Annotated in this window: 16 protein-coding genes; 4 read left to right on the top strand and 12 right to left on the bottom strand. The window is 61.6% G+C overall.

The features are described from left to right. Positions 1-31: 31 nt before the first annotated feature. From AABM52_RS00990 to AABM52_RS00960, 7 genes are all read right to left on the bottom strand, one after another. Positions 32-1,537: a YdgA family protein gene (locus AABM52_RS00990; RefSeq protein ID WP_347909999.1), complete on the bottom strand. Its 1,506-nt coding sequence runs from the start codon at positions 1,535-1,537 to the stop codon at positions 32-34. A 239-nt stretch (positions 1,538-1,776) separates the two neighbouring features. After that, positions 1,777-2,412, bottom strand: a complete 636-nt coding sequence (locus AABM52_RS00985) for a hypothetical protein (protein WP_008049928.1) — start codon at positions 2,410-2,412, stop codon at positions 1,777-1,779. A 93-nt stretch (positions 2,413-2,505) separates the two neighbouring features. Then, positions 2,506-3,954, bottom strand: a complete 1,449-nt coding sequence (locus tag AABM52_RS00980; protein ID WP_347909998.1) for an efflux transporter outer membrane subunit — start codon at positions 3,952-3,954, stop codon at positions 2,506-2,508. Continuing rightward, positions 3,951-4,838, bottom strand: coding sequence for an HlyD family secretion protein (locus tag AABM52_RS00975; protein WP_223541566.1), 888 nt, complete (start codon positions 4,836-4,838; stop codon positions 3,951-3,953). The genes AABM52_RS00980 and AABM52_RS00975 overlap by 4 nt, the downstream gene beginning before the upstream one ends. After that, a complete protein-coding gene (locus AABM52_RS00970) occupies positions 4,835-5,044 on the bottom strand; it encodes a DUF1656 domain-containing protein (protein WP_007987399.1) in 210 nt (69 codons plus the stop codon). The genes AABM52_RS00975 and AABM52_RS00970 overlap by 4 nt, the downstream gene beginning before the upstream one ends. Continuing rightward, positions 5,041-7,113: an FUSC family protein gene (locus AABM52_RS00965; protein WP_347909997.1), complete on the bottom strand. Its 2,073-nt coding sequence runs from the start codon at positions 7,111-7,113 to the stop codon at positions 5,041-5,043. Before AABM52_RS00965 ends, AABM52_RS00970 begins: the two co-directional genes overlap by 4 nt. Beyond that, entirely contained in the window at positions 7,110-7,538 is a 429-nt protein-coding gene (locus tag AABM52_RS00960) for a MarR family transcriptional regulator (RefSeq protein ID WP_347909996.1), read from the bottom strand. The genes AABM52_RS00965 and AABM52_RS00960 overlap by 4 nt, the downstream gene beginning before the upstream one ends. A gap of 199 nt (positions 7,539-7,737) precedes the next feature. Between AABM52_RS00960 and AABM52_RS00955 the strand changes: the two genes are divergently transcribed. Together AABM52_RS00955 and AABM52_RS00950 are read left to right on the top strand one after the other, a co-directional pair. Continuing rightward, positions 7,738-8,016, top strand: coding sequence for an antitoxin of toxin-antitoxin stability system (locus tag AABM52_RS00955; protein WP_347909995.1), 279 nt, complete (start codon positions 7,738-7,740; stop codon positions 8,014-8,016). Beyond that, a complete protein-coding gene (locus AABM52_RS00950) occupies positions 8,013-8,291 on the top strand; it encodes a type II toxin-antitoxin system RelE/ParE family toxin (protein ID WP_347909994.1) in 279 nt (92 codons plus the stop codon). The genes AABM52_RS00955 and AABM52_RS00950 overlap by 4 nt, the downstream gene beginning before the upstream one ends. Positions 8,292-8,298: 7 nt before the next feature. Here the strand turns inward: AABM52_RS00950 and AABM52_RS00945 are convergent, their stop codons facing one another. Next, positions 8,299-8,544: a DUF2789 domain-containing protein gene (locus AABM52_RS00945; protein ID WP_347909993.1), complete on the bottom strand. Its 246-nt coding sequence runs from the start codon at positions 8,542-8,544 to the stop codon at positions 8,299-8,301. A 138-nt stretch (positions 8,545-8,682) separates the two neighbouring features. Continuing rightward, positions 8,683-9,144 (bottom strand): aminoacyl-tRNA deacylase, encoded by a 462-nt coding sequence (locus AABM52_RS00940; RefSeq protein ID WP_056726988.1) that lies wholly within the window; start codon positions 9,142-9,144, stop codon positions 8,683-8,685. Between the two features lie 199 nt (positions 9,145-9,343). Here AABM52_RS00940 and AABM52_RS00935 point away from each other — a divergent pair, with 199 nt between their 5' ends. Both AABM52_RS00935 and AABM52_RS00930 read left to right on the top strand, forming a co-directional pair. Then, a complete protein-coding gene (locus AABM52_RS00935; protein WP_347909992.1) occupies positions 9,344-9,883 on the top strand; it encodes an NfeD family protein in 540 nt (179 codons plus the stop codon). A gap of 2 nt (positions 9,884-9,885) precedes the next feature. Then, positions 9,886-10,644: a slipin family protein gene (locus tag AABM52_RS00930; protein ID WP_347909991.1), complete on the top strand. Its 759-nt coding sequence runs from the start codon at positions 9,886-9,888 to the stop codon at positions 10,642-10,644. Positions 10,645-10,712: 68 nt separating this feature from the next. On the opposite strand, the gene AABM52_RS00925 is transcribed toward AABM52_RS00930, so the two are convergent. The 3 genes from AABM52_RS00925 to AABM52_RS00915 are packed head-to-tail and all read right to left on the bottom strand — an operon-like array spanning position 10,713 to position 22,908. Then, positions 10,713-12,227 carry a TolC family protein gene (locus AABM52_RS00925; protein ID WP_347909990.1) on the bottom strand — a complete coding sequence of 505 codons (1,515 nt, stop codon included), beginning with the start codon at positions 12,225-12,227 and terminating at the stop codon, positions 10,713-10,715. Between the two features lie 44 nt (positions 12,228-12,271). Continuing rightward, positions 12,272-22,015 carry an Ig-like domain-containing protein gene (locus AABM52_RS00920; RefSeq protein WP_347909989.1) on the bottom strand — a complete coding sequence of 3,248 codons (9,744 nt, stop codon included), beginning with the start codon at positions 22,013-22,015 and terminating at the stop codon, positions 12,272-12,274. Between the two features lie 56 nt (positions 22,016-22,071). Further along, complete coding sequence (locus tag AABM52_RS00915; protein ID WP_347909988.1) at positions 22,072-22,908, bottom strand: sulfotransferase; 837 nt, start codon at positions 22,906-22,908, stop codon at positions 22,072-22,074. Between the last annotated feature and the right edge of the window lie 157 nt (positions 22,909-23,065).

The following is a 23,065-nucleotide window of genomic DNA, read 5'->3' as shown; positions in this document are numbered from 1 at the left end:
AGGCCGGGCGTTACAGAGCTGACAGCCGCCGTTATTCGGTGGCGCCAGCCTCTGAGAACTTGCTCATCACAAAACCGGCAAACTCTTCGACGGTCATTTTCTGGCCGTTGAAGTCCACCTGATTATTGGCGTAGCGCAAATTGGTGACGATGTTATTGCCGTCCAGTTTTGCCAGTTGGCTGCCGACCGCCATGCTGCTGAACATGTCTGCGGTGGCGGTGGCCTGGTCGGCAATCAGCTTGGCGTCGGTCTGACCGTCGATTTGCGATTGCACGGTGAGCACATCGACCAGCATGGCCTTGGACACTTGCAGTTTGAAGTCCAGCAGCGCGATCAGCTGCCTGACCAACTGATCGGTCGGCAGATCGATGGCTTGTGGCTTTGTCAGGTCGAGCACCATGTTGGCGCGGCTCTCACCGTTGGCGGTGTTGAACGACAGGTTTTCCAGGGCCACTTGTGGTCCGGCCGCCAGCAGTTTTTCCAGGCTGGACTTAAGCAGCGCCTCTTCGGCTTCGGTCAGCTTCAGCTCTGGCGCCGGCAGGCCGGCCGCCGTTGCTTCGGCCGCCGCCCTTTCATACGGCTGCAGTTTGCTCTGGTAAACCTGCATCAACGACAGGGTCGCCGGAATGTCGAGGTTCTTCAGGCTCATGGCCAGCGCACCGGAACCGATGGTCTTGCCGTTGAGGGACACATCGCCGACCTTGTAGTCGGCACGCCCGGAGACGTTGCTGCCTTTTTCTTCAGTCAGGTTCTTCATTTCGAATTTCTTGAAGTCCAGCACCGACTGCTTGACGCCGAAAGTCGATTTGCCGCTGGCCAGTTCAACGACGTTCTCGCCGGTGTAGAAACCGTAGGTACTTTTTGTCAGGTTGCTGGCCAGGGTCAGGCCGTTCAACTCAACCTGCACCGGCGCCTGGTCTTCGGAAACGGTGGTCACCTTCAGGCTGTCCATGTAGCCATTGGCCTTGACCTTCTGCGCCTTGGCGCTGGCGTCGACGTCCATGCTCAGGCCGGAGAACTTCATGCTCGACTTGTCATCCAGGGCCATTTCCAGCGGCTGCAACTCGAAGGTGCCATTGGTAGCGTTGTCATAGCCGATATTGACCACGCCGGTCAGCGGGGACTTGTCCTTGGCAGCGGCAAACCACTTCTCGGTGAGCGGGGTCTTTTCCAGCTCGTAGTGACTGGTCGCCAGGACCGGCAGCCACTTGAGCGACATCAGGCGCGAGAACGGCAGCGGGCCATGTTCGATGTGATCGACAAACAGCAACTCGACCGGCGCTTCACCGAACATTTCGCCTTCGCCCTTCAGGCGATAGTGCGCGGTGCTGCTGAATACATGTCGCTCCAGCGACACCAGTTCCAGCGACGCAGTGCCGTTGGAACCGACCATCGCCGCTTGCAATTCCTTGTTGGCATCGGCAATCGAGGTGTTCAGCACACCTTCGATTTTGGTGCCGGTGAACCAGGCCCCGCCTGCGCTGATGGCACCGATTGCGACAACAATTCCCAGTAGCACGCCTGCTGATTTATTCATGTATGACCCGTTCAATGTCCGTTGTTGAAAGTGAGGTCGTCTTCCCTGAACCCATGACGGGTTGCGGCTCGACTGCGCTGACAGTGAATTGCAGATTAGCACCGGGCGCGACGAACGGCTCAATGTTTAAAGGTGAAAGAGTGTCTTGGGGGGGGGTCATAACGGGTGGAGAGTTTCGGCGGACGTTAGATCGCCTTCGCGAGCAGGCTCGCGAAGACGGCATAACAACCAACATCAAATCAGGAATACTGGACCTCGATCTCATCCAGCTGATGATCAAAGCTTTTGAGCCGCGCAGTCCAGGTGTACACCAGCACTTCGAAGTCGCGGTTGATCACCGCCCCGCCCGTCACTTCCGCGCGCGGGTCGCAGACGTCCAGTTGATAGCGTTCGCGGGCCATGGCCGTGGCGACATCGGCCAGTTCCCGGGCATTGCTGAGCCAGTGCCGACCGTCGTCAGCCACTTGCCGGTCCAGCGCCAGGCATTGTTTTTTCAGGCTCTCGAGGCTTTTTTCCAGCGGCGTGCCGGTCAATTCGCCCATGACTTCCTGAAAGGTGCGCCCCGGTTGCCAGTAACTGCCCCAGAAATAGCGGTCGAACACCGTTTCGACACGGCGCAGCGCCACCTTGGTGTCCCAGATCAGCACCAGGGTCTTGCCTTGTTCAAGTTGTCTTTTCTTGATGCGCTGGTTCTGGACCGAGGCCCAGGCCACCACCGCAATGGACATCACGGCAATCAGCGCGGCGGCACTGTCGAGGAACGCCAGAGCCTTGTCGATCTGGTGGGCCAGCATGATGCCGTAGAAATAGGTGGCCGACAGCAGCACCAACGCCACGATGGCGCACCAGAAGCCGAGAGCATAAGGGTTTTTCATTATTGGTTTCCCCCTGAACTGCGCGAGCCTTGTGCGAAGAAAGGGCGCTTTGCACGGGGCGCCCCTCCAACTCTTCAAAGCATAGCAACGGCCTCAGGGTTTGCCGGAGTTCGACGCTTGCGTTCGTCCGCTTTCCCAACCGCCGCCCAAGGCGAGGAACAAATCGATCTGACTGGCGGCAACCTGGGTGTTCGCGGCCGCCAGTTGCGCCGTGACGTCGATGTAGGTGCGGGTGGCTTGCAGGTCGGCCAGGAACGAGGCGCGGCCGGCCTGGAAGAAGCGGTGGGTCTGGTCGGCCGCCAGTTTTGCCGATTGTTCGGCGTCCGCCAGGGCATCGCGACGTTGCAGTTGCGCGGTGTACTGGGCGAGACCGGTCTGGGTCTCGCGAATCGCGTTGAGCACCACCCCATCGAAATGCGCCAGGGTCGCCTGGGTCACCGCTTCGGCTTCGCGGATGCGCGCCCGGGCGCCGTTGGTCGGCACGTTCCAGGTCAGCGACGGGCCGAAGCCCCAACGGTTGGTAGACGGATCGCCGAGATCGTCCAGGATACCGACGGTACCGATGGTCGCGCCGATGCTGATGTTCGGGTACAGCTCGCCCGTGGCGACGCCGATACCGGCCGTCGAGGCCGCCAGCCGACGCTCGGCCTGCCGTACATCGGGACGACGCTTGAGCAACGCGGCGCCATCGCCCACCGGAATCAATTGCGCGATTTTCGGCAGCTCGTCGCAGGTGGCGGTGCCGGTCGGCAGTTGGTCCACCGGCTTGGCCAGCAACATCGACAAGCGATACAGCCCGGCCTGACGGGCGGCTTCATAGCGCGGCATGTCGGCGCGCAGGGATTTGAATTGGGTCTGCGAGCGGGTGACTTGGGTTTCGTCGCCACGCCCGGCATCGCGCAAGCGCTGGATCAGCGTGGTGCTCTGGGCTTGCAGGTCGAGGGAATGCTGGGCGATTTCCCGCTCTTCATTGGCCGCGCACACTTGGGTGTAGGCGCGAACCACATCGGCCACCACAGTGATGCGTGCAGTATCGGCGGCGGCCTGCGTCGCATCGGCATTGGCCTTGGCCGCTTCGATGCCGCGCTGCAAGGTGCCGAACAGGTCGAACTGGTACGACGCGCTGATGCCGATATCGCCGATGTTGGCCACCGGCACTTTTTCCGGCAGCAGGAAAGCCTGGCCGGACTCCTGCAAGCGCTGGGCGCCCATCTGCACGCCGCCGCTCCAGCCACCCGCTGCTTCGGCCTCATCTACCTGCGCACGAGACCGCGACAGACTGGCCGCCGCCACGCGCAAATCGGTGTTGGAGGCCATGGCCTGCTGCACCAACTGGTCGAGTCGCGGGTCCTTGTACAGGCGCCACCAATCGGCCGGCACCGGCGCGGACACCACGGTTTTACCGTCGACCGCCAGATCGCCCTGGAGGTCTGGACGATGGACAGCCGCTTCTTCAGGCAAATGATAATCCGGCCCGACCATCTGACACGCCGACAGCAGCAAGCCTAATCCGGCGACTGCCAAACCCGAGGCCTTGCTCATTGCGCCGGCTCCCGCTTCTGATCGTCGATGATCGATACCGTGGCGGTGCGCCCGGCGATCATGCGGAAATCTTCCGGCACGTCATCGAAGGCAATCCGCACCGGAATCCGCTGGGCCAGCCGCACCCAGCTGAAGGCCGGGTTGACGTTGGGCAGCAGGTTATTGCCGCTGGTGCGGTCACGGTCTTCGATACCGGCAACGATGCTTTCCACGTGCCCGCGCAGGCGCGCATTGTCGCCGATCACCCGGATGTCGACGCTTTGGCCGATATGGATGCCGTTCAGTTTGGTTTCTTCGAAATAGCCGTCGATGTGGAACGAATTGCTGTCGACCACCGACAACACCGGACGCCCGGCACTGACGAACTCCTGGGCCCGTGGCGCACGGTCGTTGACGTAGCCGTCCACCGGGCTGCGGATCACCGAGCGGTCGAGGTTGAGCTGCGCGCTGTCCACCGCCACCTGGGCTTCCATCAAGGCCACTTGGGCGCGGGCCACTTTCGACTGGCTTTCTTCCAATTGCTCACCCGGCACCAGGTTGCCCAGGCCCTTGTTTCGCTTGGCCTCGCGCTGGGCCTGGGCCAGGGTTTCTTCGCGGTCGGCGACTGCCGCTTTCGCCTGGCGCAGGGCCAGCTTGAAGCGGTCAGGATCAATGCTGAACAGCACCTGACCGCGCTTGACCAACTGGTTGTCGCGCACCTCCACTTGCTGGATCAGCCCGGACACGTCCGGCGCGATTTGCACGATGTCGGCACGGATATGCCCGTCGCGGGTCCAGGGCGCGAACATGTAATACATCACCATGCGCCAGACCACGACAACGGCGAAGCTCACGATCAGCAGGGTCAACACCACGCGACCCAGGGTTAGAAACGGTTTTTTCATGTCATCAGGTATCGACTGAGTGAGTCCACGGCGCCAAGCAGCAAGGCGTAGAGGGCCACGTTGAACAATGCCCGGTGCCAGACCAGACGGTAAAAGTGCAGGCGCGTCAGCACCCCGTGCACCAACAGGTACAACACATACGTAATGCCCATCAGCACCAGCAGCGTGGGCAGGAACACCCCGCTCAGATCCAGGTCACCGATCATAAAGGCGCTCCATCAATGCCATGGGGAAGCGGTTCTTCGGACTCGGCGGCACCGACGAATTCGACGCCGGGCAACAGTGCCAGGCGCAGGCCGCTCAGGGCGTGCAGCAGATGCCGACGGGTTTCGTCATCACCGGCACCGCTGAGGGCGCGACGGGTGCGGTCGAGGGTCATCAGCAACGGGCTCGGGGCCTGCAAGCGCTCACCGGCCTTGAGACAAGCCTTGAAGTACTCGCCAACCTCGGCCACCACCTGGCGCAGCAGCACCTGCGGCACACCAAGGACCCGCGGCGTATAAGCGAGCAGGTCCAACAGATTCAGCGCCACGCGCACTTCCCGCAGCGCCACGCCGGAGTCCTGCCCGGTCATGGCCAGGCGCGGCAGATGCTGCATCAGCCGATCGAGCATCCGTATGCCCAGAAGCCGATGCTCAGACAACGTGGCCGGCTCGGAGAGGCTGACGATGTCACGCCAGCTGAAACGGGTCAGGCGCTTGGCTGCCAGTTCGGCACCGAACGGCCGGGCAATCAGGGTCCAGATGAACGCGAACAGCAGCCCCATGGGACCGGCCAGATTCGAGTTGGCGAAGCTGAGGAAGTCCGCGTCGTAAGCGCCCTGAATGCTGATGAAGGACGAGGTGTTGACCAGAGTCAGCAACATGCCCAGGTAGAACTGCGGCTTGACCGTCAAGGTGCCGACGCAAATGAACGGCACGGCAAACGCCAGCACCAGCATCGGAAAGTCGTGCAGGTTGGGCAGGACCAGAAACAGGTAAAGGCTGGCGAACACCACCGACATCGCTGTCCAGAAAAAGAACCGGTAAATCTGCGGCGCCGGGTCGTCCATCGAGGCAAAGAAACTGCACGCCACCGCCGCCAGGATCACTGCGCTGCCGCCATCGGTCCAGCCGAGCAGAATCCACAGCACCGAAGCGACGATAATCGCGGTGACGGTGGAAGCCGCGGAATAAAACATCAGGCCGCGATCCAGGAAGGGGGATAGCCGTCCCAGCCGCCAGTGCCGATACACCGCGCGCCAGCTGTCCTGGCTTTCGCACTGGATGGCGTATTGCAGGCTACGGCAGTCCTGCCACAAATCGATCCACTCGCCGAGACGGTAAATGGCGTTGGAGAACAGCAGTTGCTTGCGCTCATCCAGCGCTTCGGGAGCCGGTTGCAGGGCCTCAAGTTGATCCTTCAGGGCTTGCCAGCGGTCGAGATCGGCATCCTTGTGCTCGAGCCATTCGGTGGTGGCGGCCAGCAAGGGGGTGAACTTGTCCACAAGCTCAGGGGTGCGCCGTTCGAGGGCATAAAGCGCGTCGTCGAGGGCATCGATCACTGGCAACAGGTGAATCATCCGTCCGCGCAATTCCTTGGTGTTGCGTACTGTCTGCGGACGCGAGCCTTCGTGGGGCAACTGACCGATCATCAACTCCAGGGAGTTGAACGTGGCAACCATCGATGCCCGCAGCGCGCTGACTTCTTCAGGCTGCACGTTACGGCTGAGGAAGCGCAGGCTGTAGGTCGATGCATCGGTGAACCATTTGCTCACCGAATCATTGAACACCGGCGCCAGGCGCCGGGGCCAGAACATGGCGCCAACCACCGCCGCCACGGCGATGCCGAGAAAGATTTCTTCGGTCCGCGCCTCGGCCACGTCCCACACCCCCAGCGGGTTGTTCACCACCGGCAGGGCGATCAACGGCAAGGTGTAACCGGCGAGCATCAAGGCGTAGTTGTTGGCGGTGCGCAAATGCAGGGACAGAAACAGCAGCGTCCCGGTCCATAGCGCAATCACCACCACCAGCACGTAAGGGCTCTGCACGAACATCGGCACGAACAGAACCGCCGCCGCAGCGCCGACAAAGGTGCCGACCGCCCGGTACAGCGCCTTGGAACTGGTAGGGCCGAGAAACGGGCTGGAAACGATGTACACCGTGGCCATCGCCCAGTACGGACGCGGCATTTGCATGAGCAGGGCGATGTACAGCGCGATCATCGATGCGGCGAAGGTGCGGACTCCGTAAAACCAGTCCCGCGCCGGGGGCATGCCAGAGAAAAATCCGTTCAAGAGTTGGCCACCGATGGCGGCGTGGCCGCTTCAAATGCTCTCAGTACCCGCAGCGTAGCTTCCAGATCACTCTGGTCAATGCCTTCAAGGACTTCGTGGCGCAAGCGCACCAGCTCCACTTCGACCGCCTGCACCAGTTCCCGACCGGTTTCGGTCAGGCTCAGGCATTTGGCGCGGCGGTCCTGTGCATCTTCGGTGCGGCAGACGTAGCCGCCATGGCACAACTGATCGAGCAGGCGCACCAACGACGGGCTCTCCATCCCCGCTGCCTGGGCCACCGTCACCTGGCGCACACCCTCGCCCAGACGCCCGATCATCAACAGCGGAACGGCGCAGGCTTCGGAGATTCCATAGTTGGCCAGCGTGGTCTGGCAGATTTTGCGCCAATGCCTGGCGGCCACCACCATGGCGCTGCTGATGCTCATCTGGAGAACGTCGAGGTTATTCGGCACGAGGGAAAACACACACTGTTAGTTTGCTAACTATCAATATTGCATTGGAGGGGATTTTCCGTCAAGTTTTGAAACAAATTGGCTTCCATCCGTCGCGAAGCCATAGGGGGTGAACCTGCCACCGCACTGAATATGTATATACTTTGTCAGCACGACAACCGAGAAGGCAGCCATGTCGAAACAAGCCGTTTTTACAATGAAACTTGAGTCTGAATTGCGTGAACAGTTCATGGCCGAGGCAGAAGCCGCTCATCGCCCCGCCTCGCAAATCGTTCGGGAAATGATGCGTCAGTTTGTTCAAACCCAACGGGAGTCTCGCGAGTACGAAGCATTCCTGCAGCGCAAGGTCGACACCGCACGCGTGTCGATGCGCGCCGGCGACGGGCTGACAAATGATGAAGTCGAGGCAGAGTTCGCTGCCAGGCGCAGGCGGGCCAAGCTACCGGAATGAAAATAATATGGACGAAAGAAGCAGCACAGGACCGTGCAGACATTTGGGATTACCTGCATGCCGTTAACCCGAAAGCAGCCATCGACATGGACAACCGGTTCAGCGATGCGCTATCCCGGCTTGCCCAATACCCGAAAAGCGGCCCTGCAGGGATCATTTCTGGCACTCGCGAGCTGATTCCACATCAGAGTTACCGCATTGTTTATGAACAGGGACTGGACGCCATCTGGATACTGGCCCTGGTCCATACCTCTCGAAAGTGGCCGCCCGGATGATGACTAATCACACCCCCCGCCCCTTCCTCAACATCACATCCAGCTGATCCACCACCTCCGCCCAATCTGCGTCATCGAGTATCTCTTCACGCAGAAGATCTGCCTGACTCGGACTCCAGAAAAATGCATCCGCAAGGTGCAACTCCGGTTTTAGCGGTGAATGGGTGGCGATGAATTTATCGATGCTTTCGGCGTCGTCCGGCAGGCCGAGTTGCTTGAACAGGGAGGGAAGGTTGTGGGTCGGGTTTTCCATGACGAACTCCTGATAACCAATTTAGGGACCACTGAGCGGTCATTCGCGAGCAGGCTCGCTCCCACAAGGATCTGTGTCGATCACAAAACCTGTGGGAGCGAGCCTGCTCGCGATGACGGCAGCGAAGACACTGCAGACCTAATGACTCAACTCCCGCACCTCGGCATGCGGCACCATTTTCAGAAACTCGGGCATGTCCATGCGCACCAGGTTGACGTGGTTGCCGGCCTCCAGATAGATGTCTTTCTGCCGGGTCAGCAGCGGATCGATCACCACCTCCAACCCATAGGACTCACCCAGCGCCGGTACGGCACCGCGTTCGCAATCATCGAACAGGTGCGCCAGGTTGCTTTCGCGGGAAACCTGCCACTCACCGCTATTGCGGACTTTGCTCAGGTCAAGGTGACGGCTGGCGGGCAGCACGGCCATCAGGTAATGCCCATGGTGATCGTCGAGGATCACCGATTTGGCCACCCGTTCGGCAGGAATACCTGCGACCCGCGCCGTTTCAAGGCTGCTGGCCGAGTGTGGGTGGCTGACGATGTCATATTCGCATTGAGCCTTTTCCAGGCTTCGCTGCACGGTTCTTGCCATACGCATGATGCACCTCGGTGTCCGCCATGATCGCTGGCAGACGATGGTTAAAGCTTTACTTGCGTAGTAAAAGTCTAGGCCCGCCGGCGCGATCCGGCGGGAAATCCGCCCATCGGCCGCCGACGACAATTGAGCAAAATTCATACAGGCCAAGGCTCAACTAAACTGTATGCAGAGCCACTCCACGACTCTCCCGGAGGGTCAAGTGAACACGCGTTGCTGTGCAGTTGCGTTGTTGTTGCTGTTGGCGTTGAGCGGATCGGCCGGTGCTGCCGACACGGTTGTGGTGCTGGTGCCCAACCCCGTCGGGATCTGGCTGATCACCTTCGGCATCGCGTTCCTGATCGCCGAGGCGGCCCTGCCCAATTACGGCGTGATCGGCCTGGGCGGCATCGTGATGTTCGTGATCGGTGCCGTGATCCTGTCCAATACCGAAGTGCCCGTGCCGTTGATGATAGGCCTGGGACTGGTCAGCGCGCTGTTGCTGGTCTACCTGGTGTTTCATGCCCTGAAGACCCGACCGCGCCACACTGTCAGCGGTGATGCCGGGCTGGTCGGCAGCGAAACGCCGGTCACTTCAGTACAGCTCGGCAACGCCTATGGCGGCTGGGTGCATCTGCAAGGAGAACGATGGCAAGTGCTCAGCGCAACGCCGCTGCAACCTGGGCAACAGGTGCGGGTGGTGGGGCGCAAGGGTTTGCTGCTGCAAGTGGCCGCGGCTGACGCGGCGCCGGGCGGAGAATAGTCATGGGTTTGCAATTGGGTCTTGTCGCGCTGCTATTGTTGATCATCGCACTGGCGGGGGCGACGTTCCGCATCCTGCGCGAATACGAGCGCGGGGTGGTGTTCCAGCTCGGGCGCTTCTGGCAGGTCAAGGGCCCTGGTCTGATCCTGCTGATTCCGGTGGTCCAGCAGATGGTCCGGGTGGATTTGCGCACCGTGGTGCTGGACGTTCCGCCACAAGACGTGATCACCCGCGACAACGTGTCGGTCAAGGTCAATGCGGTGCTGTATTTCCGCGTACTCGATCCGCAGAAGGCAATCATCCAGGTCGAGGATTTCCTGGCCGCGACCAGCCAATTGGCGCAAACCACGCTGCGGGCGGTGCTGGGTAAACACGAACTGGACGAACTGCTGGCCGAACGCGAACGCTTGAATCTGGACATCCAGCAAGTACTCGACGCCCAGACCGACGCCTGGGGCATCAAGGTCGCCAACGTCGAAATCAAGCACGTGGACCTCAACGAATCGATGATCCGCGCCATCGCCAAACAGGCCGAAGCCGAACGGGAACGGCGAGCCAAGGTGATCCACGCCGAGGGTGAGTTGCAGGCCTCGGAAAAGCTCATGCAGGCCGCCGAAATGCTTGGCCGCCAACCGGGGGCCATGCAGTTGCGCTACATGCAGACCCTGAGTTCGATTGCCGGCGACAAGAGCTCGACTATCGTCTTTCCGCTGCCGATCGAATTGCTCAAGGGCATGGCGGACTTGTCGTCGAAAGCCTGAGCGCCAACCGGCCCAGGGCATCAACGCCGCGCCGGGCACGGCGGATGCTGGCGGTCGAGGGCTTCACATCAACGCGCTGGGGCATGGGCCTCCGGAACCCTAATATCTCCCGCCGCCCAAGCCGCTTCGCGGTTGGCCAGGGCCGTGGCGATCGACTGGACTTGCGTCGATTGCACCTGATCCGGCAGCGGATCGAGACCGGCGCTGGCGAAAATTTGCCCGTAGGCATTGCGCAAGTCGGCGTAGGACAGGTCACGACGCAGATCGGCCTGCAAGGTATTGAGTTCGCCCTGGATCAGATCCAGTTCACCGATGCCGTCCGCCTGGTGGCGGTTGCGCAACTGACCGACGATTTGCCCGTCGATGTCCGATAACTGCTGATTGGTCTTGAACTGGCGCAAGGCCTCGCGGTAATTGGCATTGGCCACATACAGCTGCGCCAGCACCGCAATTGACATCGCCTGACGGCGCGCGGCGGCGACTTCTTCACCGGCCTTGGCCACGTTGATCGCCGCGGGAGCCGAGATCACGTTGAACAGGTTCCAGGTGACTTTGACGCCGTAATCGGCCCAGCCTTGCTCTACCAGGAACGAGTTGCTGTCGTAATGTCCGCCAGCGGAAAACTCCAGGCCCGGCAGCAGACGCAACATGGCTTTGCGGGTCTCGGCAGCGCTGATGCGGGTCTGATAATCCTGTTCGCGCAGTTCCGGGCGACTGGTCAGGGCTTCTTGTTCGAGGCTGGCCAGATCGACCTTGAGCTCGGGAATCTCATAGCCGTTATCGGTCGCCAGGGTCAGCTCCGTGCCCATCGGCAGGTTGATCAGGGTCGCCAGTTCGGTCTTCGCCAGAGACAACGCACGGCGTTGCTCTTCCAGTTGGCGTGTCGCTTCGATCAACGAACGCTGATAACCGAGGGCCTGCACCGGATCGCCAATGCGTTGCTGGCTCATGCTCTGGCTGTCGTTGCGCGCGGTTTCAACCCGCGCCATCAGGCTGTCGATCTGCGTCAGCAGGCGTTCGGCGGCCATCGCCCGCCAATACGCCGAGCGCACGTCCTGGACGATGGTGTTGATCACCTTGCGCCGACGCTCCTGAACGATCAGGCGCTGGTCGCCCTGCTGCTTGGCGCTGATGTAACTGACACCAAAGTCGAGCACGTTCCAGACCATGGTCAGGTCCGCTACATCACGGTCGCGGTCCTGGGAGGTCGAAGGTTCCAGGGACTGTGTGCCGGTGCGCACACTCTGGCTGCTGGAGGCGTTGACGTTGTTGCGACCCACGTACCCGGCGTCCAGCGCCATGCGCGGCAGCATGTCGAAACTGGCGAGGTCGAGCTGACGCTTGGCCAGGGCCTCCTCCATGATTTTCAACCGGCCTTCGAGGTTGTACTTCACCGCACGGGCCATGGCCTGGTGCAGGGTCAACGGGCCGCCAAGGGGCTCCTGCCCCTTGTACATGCTTTGCAGGTCACTTTTGGCCCGCTGCTCACTGACACTGCGTTCGATCGGCTCACTGGTGACTGCACATCCGCTGATTGCCAGTGCCAGCAGACTGGCGCCGAACAACTTATGATTTCTATTCATCCTTGCATCGCCCCTGGGTGCCGCATCAAAAGTGAAAGTTCTCATCAGGCCTGCATTTCGCTGATGCCGGCCAGTTTCAAAGCGGCGGCCAGGTGGTCGACCTGCTGCTGCTCGTTGTCCTTGAGTTGTTGCAATTGCTGGCCCAGGGTCGGTGCGCCAAACACCCCGCGCAGGCCCTGGGAAACATCGCCGGACTTGATCGACTGACTGCCGAAGGAGTTCAACGAATCGCGCTCGCTACTGCTGTCCTGGTTGAACAGGCTCGACAACGTGCTGGTGCTGAACACACCGCCGTCACCGCCACCGAAACCGAGGAAACCATTCCCCGAACCATCGCCACCGCTGTCATTGCTGCTGAAAACCTGCGCGATGAAACTCGGGGTCAATGCGCCGTGGTTCATGAAAATATCGCCCAACGGCCGGATACCGTTGCCAATCACCCGTTGTTCGAATAACGGCTGGAAGGTCAATGGTGAAGTGAGGTTGCCCGTCGGAGCCGTGAAAATGGCCGGTTGCAGCGGCACGTTGGGCACATCGGGCAGCGTCACCGGGGTGCTGCTTTGGAACTCGGGGTCTACCGTTACAACGACAACCGAGGAAGTCGGCACCGTATTGATGACAAAATTGTCGGACTGGCTCACGCCGCTGCCACTGTTGCCGGCCATGTCGCTGATACCTGCGCGGTTGATGCTGATCGCGTTGCTGGCGATATTGACGTTGGCGGTCGGTGTCAGCATCGCGGTCCAGGTCTTGCCGCCGTCGCTGCTGCGCAGGTCGGACAAGATGCCGTTGGCAATACTGATGTCGGACAAATCAAAACCGCTGACCGCTTCGCTGAAGGTGATGGTCACCTGCGAGGTCTGGCCCACGCCCAGGTTCGGATTGGCAACCACCACGGTGGCAGTCGGCAGTTCGCTGTCGAGGGTGTAATTGTTTGACACCGCCACCGTGTTGCCAGTGTTGCCCACCAGATCTGTGACGTTACGGGTGTCCAGGGCGATGAAGTTGCTTGGGTCGGTGACATTGGCCGTCGGCGTGAACGTCGCGGTCCAGGTCTTGCCGCCATCGCTGCTGGCGAGATTGCTCAGGTCGCCGTTGGTCACGCTCAAGTCAGACAGATCGAAGTTGCTGACGGCCTCGCTGAAGGTGAAGGTCACCGTGGTGGTCTGGCCGATACCGAGGTTCGGGTTGGCAACCACGATGTTCACCGTCGGCCGGGTCGCATCGAGCGCGAAGTTGTTGGAGATGGCGATGCTTGCGCCGAAGTTGCCGGCAACGTCCTGCACGCGACCGGTGTCGAGCACGATCAGGTTGGTTGCGTCGTTGATATTGGCGGTGGGCGTCAGGGTCGCGGTCCAGGTCACGCCGCCATCGCTGCTGCTCAGGTTCGACAGCACGCCGTTGGCAACGCTGATGTCCGACACATCGAAACCGCTCACCGCTTCGCTAAAGGTGATGGTCACGGTGGTGGTTTCGCCGATGCCGAGTTGCGTGTCGGCAACCACGATGGTGGCCGTCGGCAGCACTGTATCGATGGTGAAGTTAGCCGAACTGCTGATGCCGGTTCCGGCATTGCCCGCCAGGTCGAACACCCCGGCGTTGCTCAAACTGATCAGGTTGGTCGTGTCCTTCACGTTGGCGGTTGGCGTGAAGGTTGCGGTCCAGGTCACGCCTCCGTCGCTACTGCTCACGGCACTCAATGTGCCGTTGGGGATGGACAGGTCCGCGTTGGTGAAACCGCTCACAGCCTCGGAGAACGTGATGGTCACCAACGACGATTCACCAGCCACCAGCGATCCGTCTGCGACCACGATAGTGGCGGTCGGGCTTTGGGTATCAATGGCGTAGGAATTGGAGTTGACCGTACCGCTGCCGGCATTCCCGGCCACATCCTGCACACCCGCTGTGTTCAGCGTGATGGTGTTGCTGGTGTCGGTGATATCGGCTGTCGGGGTAAGGGTGGCGGTCCAGGTGATCCCGCCGTCGCTGGAACTGACATTGCTCAGGGTGCCATTGGCGATGGCCAAGTCACTGTTGTCGAAACCGCTCACCGCTTCGCTGAAGGTAATGGTCACCAATGAGGTTTCGCCGGTACTCAGCGCCGCGTCGGCAACCACGATGGTCGCTGTTGGCAGTGCGGTGTCGATGGCAAAACTGTTCGAGTCGGTAGTGCCAGATCCCGCGTTACCCGACGTATTGGCCACGCCAGTGTTGTCGAGCGTGATCAGGTTGCTGGCGTCGGTAACGTTCGAGGCCGGCGTAAAGGCCGCCGTCCAGGTGATGCCGCCGTCGCTGCTGCTGACGTTGCTCAATGTACCGTTGACGATGGTCAGGTCGGCGTTGCTGAAACCGCTGACTGCCTCACTGAAGGTGATGGTCACCAGAGAAGTTTCGCCGGCCTTGAGCGCCGTGTCGGCGATCACGATGCTGGCGGTCGGCACGCTGGTTTGCACCAGGTAATTCGCCGAGTGGGTCACCCCGCTCCCGCCGTTACCTGCCGCGTCGGTGACACCGGCGTTGTCCAGTGTGATGAGGTTGGTGGTGTCGGTGATGCTGTCGGTCGGCGTGAAAGTCGCGGTCCAGGTAACGCCACCGTCGCTGCTGCTCAACCCGCTCAGGGTGCCGTTGGCGACGCTCAGATCAGAACTGTCCAGACCGCTGACCGCTTCGCTGAAGGTGATGGTCACCAGGGTCGTTTCGCCAGGACGCAGGTCGGTGTCGGCCATGACAATGGTCGCGGTCGGGCGCTGGCTGTCGATCGCGAAGTTGTTCGAATCCGTGACACCACTGCCGGCGTTGCCCGCCGCATCCTGCACACCGCTGTTATCGAGCCGGATGAGGTTGCTGATGTCGGTGACACCCGGCAATGGTGTCAGGGTGGCCGTCCAGGTAACGCCGCCGTCGCTGCTGCTCACCGCACTCAGGGTGCCATTGTCGATGGTCAGGTCGGCATTGCTGAAACCGCTCACCGCCTCGGAGAAGGTGATGGTCACCAGCGAGGTTTCGCCGACGCTCAGGGCATTGTCGGCGACCACGATGGTGGCGGTCGGGCGCTGGGTGTCGATGGCGAAGTTGTTCGAATCGGTGGTGCCGGTGCCACTGTTGCCGGAGCTGTTCGCGACGCCACTGTTGTCCAGGGTGATCAGGTTGGTGGCGTCGGTGATGTTGGCGGTCGGCGTGAAGGTTGCCGTCCAGGTGACGCCGCCATCGCTGCTGCTCACCGCGCTCAGGGTGCCGTTGGGGATGGTCAGGTCGGCGTTGCTGAAACCGCTCACCGCTTCGCTGAAGGTGATGGTCACCAGCGAGGACTCGCCGACGTTCAGGGCATTGTCGGCGACCACGATGGTGGCGGTCGGCAACACGGTATCGATGGTGAAGTTGGCGGAATTGGTCGTGCCGCTGCCGGCGTTGCCCGCAAGATCCGCGACTGTGCTGTTGTCCAGGATGATCAGGTTGGTCGTGTCGTTGACCGCCACGTTCGGCGTGAACGTCGCCGTCCAGGTGATGCCGCCGTCACTGCTGCTCACCGCACTCAACGTGCCGTTGGGAACGGACAGGTCTGCGTTGTCGAAACCGCTCACCGTCTCGGAAAAAGTGATGGTTACCAGCGAGGTTTCACCGGCACTCAGCGTCGGGTCGGACAGCACAATGGTCGCGGTCGGACGCTGGCTGTCGATCAAATAGTTGTTCGAATCCGTGGTACCGCTGCCGGTGTTGCCCGCCTGGTCAACAACCCCGGTGTTGTCCAGGGTCACCAGATTCGTCGTGTCAGTGATGTTGGCGCTCGGCGTGAAGGTCGCTGTCCAGGTGATACCGCCGTCGCTGCTGCTCAAGCTACTCAACGTGCCGTTGTCCACGCTCAGGTCGGCGGTAGTGAGCCCCGTTACCGCTTCATTGAACGTGATCGTCACCAGCGAAGTTTCACCGATGGCCAGCCTGTCGTCGGCCACGACGATGGTCGCCGTCGGGCGTACGGTGTCGATGGCGTAGTTGTTGGAATCGGTGGTGCCGCTGCCCGCGTTACCCGAGGCGTTCTGCACGCCGCTGTTGTCCAGAGTGATCAGGTTGGAGCTGTCAGCGATGTTGGTGGTCGGCGTGAAGGTTGCCGTCCAGGTGATGCCGCCATCGCCGCTGCTCACCGCACTCAAGGTGCCGTTGGCGATGCTCAGGTCGGCGTTGCTGAAACCGCTCACGGCCTCAGAAAAGGTGATGGTCACCACCGTGGTTTCGCCGACGCTCAGGGCGGTATCGGCGACCACGATGGTAGCGGTCGGCAACACGGTGTCGATGGTGAAGTTGGCGGAATTGGTCGTGCCGGTGCCGGCGTTGCCTGCCAGGTCCGCGACGCCGGTGTTGTCCAGAGTGATCAGGTTAGTCGTGTCGTTGATCGCGACGGTCGGCGTGAACGTCCCCGTCCAGGTGATGCCGCCGTCGCTGCTGCTCACCGCACTCAGCGTGCCGTTGGGAACGGACAGGTCAGCGTTGCTGAAACCACTCACTGCTTCGGAGAAGGTGATGGTTACCAGCGAGGTTTCGCCGGCACTCAGCGTCGGGTCGGACAGCACAATGGTCGCGGTCGGGCGTTGGCTGTCGACGGCGTAGTTGTTCGAATCCGTGGTGCCGCTGCCGGCGTTGCCCGCCACGTCGACCACACCGCTGTTGTCCAGGGTGATCAGGTTGGTGGTGTCGGTGATGCCCACCGTTGGGGTAAATGTCGCCGTGTAGGTAATGTTGTCCGACGTGGTCAGCCCGCTGAGCGTGCCGTTGTCCACGGTCAGATCAGCCAGTGTGAAACCCGTCACTGCTTCGCTGAAGGTGATGGTCACCACCGATGTTTGACCTACCGCCAGCGCCGCGTCCGCGACCACGATGGATGCCGTTGGGCGCACAGTATCGATGGCGTAGTTGTTGGAATCGGTGGTGCCGCTGCCGACGTTGCCCGAGGCGTTCTGCACGCCGCTGTTATCCAGGACGATCAGGTTGGTGTCGTCGGTGATGCTCGCGGTCGGTGTGAAAGTCGCCGTCCAGGTGATGCCACCGTCGCTGCTGCTCACCGCGCTGAGGGTGCCGTTGGCGATGCTCAGGTCGGCATTGCTGAATCCGGTGACCGCTTCGCTGAAGGTGATGGTCACCAACGACGTTTCGCCGATTTTCAGTGCAGGATCAGCGATCACGATAGTGGCCGTCGGCTGCACGGTGTCGATCGTGTAGTTTGCGGAATTGGTGGTGCCGCTGCCGGTGTTTCCCGTCAGATCTGTCACACCGGTGTTGGCAAGGGTGATGACGTTGCTGGCGTCATTCACGCCATCAGTTGGCGTGAATGTCGCGATCCAGGTGATGCCGCCGTCGCTGCTGCTCACCGCGCTCAGCGTGCCGTTGGCGATGCTCAGGTCGGCGTTGCTGAATCCGCTGACCGCCTCGGAGAAGGTAATGGTCACCAGCGAGGTTTCACCTGCGCTCAGTGTCGGATCGGCCAGCACGATCGTGGCGGTCGGACGGACCGTGTCGATGGCATAGTTGTTGGAGTCGGTGGTGCCGCTGCCGGCGTTGCCCGACAGGTCGCTGACCCCGGTGTTGTCCAGGGTGATCAGGTTGGTGGTGTCGGTGATGCTCGCCGAAGGCGTGAAGGTTGCCGTCCAGGTGATGCCGCCGTCGCTGCTGCTGACTGCGGTCAACGTGCCATTGGCAATGGTCAGGTCGGCGTTGGTGAAACCGCTGACCGCTTCACTGAAGGTGACCGTCACCAGCGAGGTTTCGCCGATTCTCAGCGCCGTATCGGCCAGCACGATGGTGGCGGTCGGGCGGACGGTGTCGATCGAATAGTTGTTGGAGTCGGTAGTGCCGTTACCCACGTTACCGGTGGCGGTAGCCTGCACGCCGGTGTTGTCCAGGGTGATCAGGTTGGTCGCATCAGTGATGCTGGCAGTCGGGGTGAAGGTTGCGGTCCAGGTAATGCCGCCGTCACTGCTGCTCACCGCGCTCAAGGTACCATTGGCAATGGTCAGGTCGGCGTTGGTGAAACCGGTCACGGCCTGATCGAAGGTGATGGTCACCAGTGAGGTTTCGCCGATTTTCAGAGCGTTATCGGCCAGCACGATGGTGGCGGTCGGGAGGGTGGTGTCGATGACGTAATTGTTGGAACTGGTGGTGCCGCTGCCGGCATTACCCGCCAGATCTGCCACGCCGGCATTGGCCAGGGTGATGACGTTGCTGGCGTCGTTGATGTTCGCGCTTGGCGTGAAGGTCGCGGTCCAGGTAATCCCGCCGTCGCTGCTGCTGATCGCGCTCAACGTGCCGTTGGCAATCGTCAGGTCGGCGTTGGTGAAACCGCTCACCGCTTCACTGAAGGTGATCGTCACCAGCGAGGTTTCGCCCGCTGTCAGCGTCGTATCGGCCAGCACGATCGTGGCGGTCGGGCGGGCCGTGTCGATGGCATAGTTGTTGGAGTCGGTGGTGCCGCTGCCGGCGTTGCCCGACAGGTCGCTGACCCCGGTGTTGTCCAGGGTGATCAGGTTGGTGGTGTCGGTGATGCTCGCCGAAGGCGTGAAGGTTGCCGTCCAGGTGATGCCGCCGTCACTGCTGCTGACCGCGGTCAACGTGCCGTTGGCAATCGTCAGGTCGGTGTTGGTGAAACCGCTGACCGCTTCACTGAAGGTGATCGTCACCAGCGAGGTATCGCCGATTTTCAGCGCCGTGTCCGTCACCACGATGGTGGCCGTTGCCCGCACGGTGTCGATGGCGTAGTTGTTGGAGTCAGTGGTGCCGCTGCCGGCATTGCCGGACAGGTCGCTGACCCCGGTGTTGTCCAGGGTGATCAGGTTAGTCGTATCAGTGATGCTGGCGGTTGGCGTGAAGGTTGCCGTCCAGGTGATGCCGCCGTCACTGCTGCTCACCGCGCTCAAGGTGCCATTGGCAATGGTCAGGTCGGCGTTGGTGAATCCGCTGACCGCTTCACTGAAGGTGATCGTCACCAGGGAGGTTTCGCCGATTCTCAGCGCCGTGTCCGTCACCACGATGGTGGCGGTCGGACGTAGCGTATCGACCACATAGTTGTTCGAATTGGTGGTGCCGGTGCCGGCATTACCCGACAGATCTGCCACGCCGGCATTGGCCAGGGTGATGACGTTGCTGGCGTCGTTGATGTTCGCGCTTGGCGTGAAGGTCGCGGTCCAGGTGATGCCGCCATCGCCGCTGCTCACCGCAGTGAGCGTACCGTTGGCAATCGTCAGGTCGGCGTTGGTGAAACCGCTCACCGCCTCGGAGAACGTAATGGTCACCAGCGAGGTTTCGCCAATGCTCAGGCTGGTGTCCGTCACCACAATGGTCGCGGTCGGCCGTACGGTATCGATGGCGTAGTTGCCGGAATCGGTGGTGCCGCTGCCGGCGTTGCCCGCCAGGTCACTGACCCCGGTGTTGTCCAGGGTGATCAGGTTGGTCGCGTCAGTGATGCTGGCGGTCGGAGTGAAGGTCCCCGTCCAGGTGATGCCGCCATCGCTGCTGCTTACCGTAGTGAGCGTACCGTTGGCAATCGTCAGGTCCGCGTTGGTGAGACCGGTGACCGCCTCGCTGAAGGTGATGGTCACCAGCGAGGTTTCGCCGACTTTGAGGGCCGTGTCGGCAAACACGATGCTGGCCGTCGGGCGTACGGTGTCGACCGTGTAGTTATTGGAGTTGGTGGTGCCAACACCGGCGGTGCCCAGACCGTTTATCACCCCGGTGTTGTCCAGAGTGATGACGTTGGTGGTATCGGAAATACTGGCGGAGGGCGTAAACGTTGCCGTCCAGGTGAGGCCGCCATTGCTGCTGCTCACTGCACTGAGCGTGCCGTTGGCAATCGTCAGGTCGGCATTGGTGAGACCAGTCACGACCTCGGAGAAGGTGATCGTCACCAGGGACGTTTCGCCGATGCTCAGAGTCGTATCAGCAACTACAATGGTCGCGGTAGGTGGCGGCGAATACGCGGTGTTGAGTACACCTCCGTCGTTATAGATTGTCGCGACGGAGGTTGGCGAGGTGCCGGTTGTTCCCCCACCTAGCGCAGCGCCACCTGAACCACTGCCTGCGGCATTACCGGACAGGGCTGCGAAGTTGGCTGCCGTGATCAGCAGCGTGCCTTTGTTCCAGATCGCACCGACGCCCTTGCCGCCCGCGCCGCCATTGGTGGCATTGCTGCCGTAGCCACCGCCGCCGCCGCCACCGCCACCGGCGCCAATGTTGTTGCTAATGGTCGACGTGCCGACGATGGTCATGGTGCCGCTGCTGGCGTTGTAGATCCCGCCCACCGCGTTGCCGCCGGCGCCACCCACCTTGTCCCAACCGGCCCCGCCGCCGCCACCGCCAATGGAAATCGTGCCATTGGAGGCCGTCGCACCGTTACCGCCGTTGCTGTAGTAGGCAACGCCAATCCCCCCGGCTCCGCCAGTGGTAGTGCCGCCGCGACCGCCCATGTGGGTCGCGTCATAACCGCCGCCGTAACCACCGACGCCACCGCCCCCCGCACCGCCGCCCAACGTTCCGGTACCCGGCCCTGCCGTACCGCCATGCCCACCGCCCTGGCCGCCCAAACCGCCGCCACCGCCACCGCCACCGCCGTAAAAGGCGCCCGTGACACCGCCACCACCGCCGCCACCGGCCGCCGCGTTGGAGGTCACGGCAACGTTGTTCAGGGTCAGAATCCCTGCGTTGAAAATCCCCCCGGCCATCGCGCCCGAGGAACCGTAGCCACCATTACCGCCGGTACCCGACACCAGGCCTCGCGTAATCACCAGACCATCGAGTATCACGGTTTTACCGGACGCTATTTCAATCACTCTGGTCTTGTACTGACCATCGAGAACCACGTCTGCCACGCCGTCGTTGTTCAGGTCGCCATCGACGGTGATGTTCTTGTTGATCAGCAGTTCGGAGGTCAACTGCACCGTCATGCTGGAGCTGAAGGTGACGATATCGCCGTTCTGCGCCGAGGCAATTGCCGCACGCAGTGAGCCGACGCCCGTGTTGGCGTTGTTGGTGGCGTTCCAGGTGGCCAGGCCCCACTGGTAGTCGCTCATGGCCGTGGTCGAGAGGACGTTGGCGCTCTCGATGTTGCCGGTGACGATTTCCAGATCCCAGTCGCCGCCCACACCGGTGCGGTTGCTCGAAGCCGCTACATCGCGACCGGTCATTTGCGCCAGCGAATCGACAAAGCTCAAGCCACGCTCACCTTCGGCGGTGTAGCAGCCATAGATCAGGATGTCGCCGCCAGCGTTGATGTCCTTGCCGATTTCCGCCAGCACCGCACTGCGGGCGGCGACGTTGTCGGCCGACAGATAGCTGTCGCCAAGCCACAGGTCGCCGGCGTTGCCGTGGGCGATGATCTGCACCGAGCTGATGCCCTGATGCTGATCGAGGTAGTCGGCGATCTGTTGCAATCCATCCTTGCCCGCGTCCAGCTTCACGACCTGGGTCCCGGGAGCTACGCCCTGGAGCAGGCTGTCGGAATCTTTCACCCGGGAGTCGACGAACACCACGCTCTGCCCGGGCACCGCAACGGGGCTGGCCGCCGGTGTAGCATCGGCCTGGCCGTGGGTGTCCTTGCTGACCGTCGGGTGATCGGCGGTCGGTGCCTTGGCGGCATCGGCTGTGGAATGGCTGTCGGCCTGGGCCGCGGTATCGGCCACCGTGGCGGCGACGGCGCCGTCGAACAGCATGCGCGGTTCAAGAGACATGATCATGGGCGCCGCTGGCGTCCGTTGGCCTTCGGTTGCCCGTGACTTTGCCTTTGCCCCGTCAAAAATGGTCCACCACATGCTGCTCACCCGAATTCGAACGAATATACGTAAGGCATCAATGAAAAACGCCGCGATCAAATGGTCGCGGCGTCGGACTTCATACGAATGACATTGGCGGCGCTGGCAGAGCCATCGAGCCAAAAGGACAAATCTGAGTATTGCTTGAACAGATCCGGTGGCAGGATGGTGCGCCGGGCCTGTACGGCAATCTTGGGTCTGACCTTGTGCAAGCCGGCCACCCCGAGGGCTTGATCGAATTCCGGGGCGTCGTACGCCAGATGCTCGAAGTCGTGCTCGAACCAGGGTTCGTCGACAAAGTCGTAGACCAGCCGCAGCACCCGCTCCGGAGCCTGGGTCAGCAAGTCATAGTCGATGATCAGCAAGGAGTCGGCATATTCGCCGTAATAGGCTTCCTTGAGCGCCGCCCAGGCAAAACCCACCAGGCGATTGCGCTGGGCCAGGGTTTCGCAACGGCTGTAGACGGTGTTGCGCTCGACGGCATCGCCGAAGAGCTTGGTGTTTTCATAGGGATTGGCGCGGTAAAGCCGCTCGATGCTGTCCATGATCCAGGCGACGTTGCGCACACAGGCAATCACCTTGGCCTTGGGAAACAGGTCGTTGATGGCCGGCAGCCGGGCGCTCCAAAGGCGATTGGTGTCGAACACCACCGATTTGTCGGCCTTGTCGGCGTAGAAGGAGTCAAACAGACCGCGCAACAGGCGGCGGCGCATGTCGGTGTCGATCACCGCGCCGAACTCGCTGCCAGCGCCGCACTGATCCAGAACACCGGAAAACAGGGAACCGACGGGGCTGGTCATTCCGGCATGGAAACGCGGGTTCTGCAACAGGATTGCAGAAAGCAGGGTCGAGCCCGAGCGCGGCAAGCCGGAAATGAAATGAAAATGGTGCAAATCCCTTCACCGTTTTTGATAGTCCTTTGTAGGACAAAGCGTAGTCGATCGATGAAGCCTCGACTAGTGGTGTTTTGATATCAATTCGAAGTCAAACCCACGGGAAATCGGCTTTTTAACAGCCAATGTGCAGATGAAACGTTTAAGCTTCACCGCT

Origin of the sequence: Pseudomonas grandcourensis (assembly GCF_039909015.1) — a bacterium.
Classification (GTDB): domain Bacteria; phylum Pseudomonadota; class Gammaproteobacteria; order Pseudomonadales; family Pseudomonadaceae; genus Aquipseudomonas; species Aquipseudomonas grandcourensis.
Note: the sequence above shows the minus strand (reverse complement) of the source record. Positions and strands in the feature narration are given on the sequence as shown.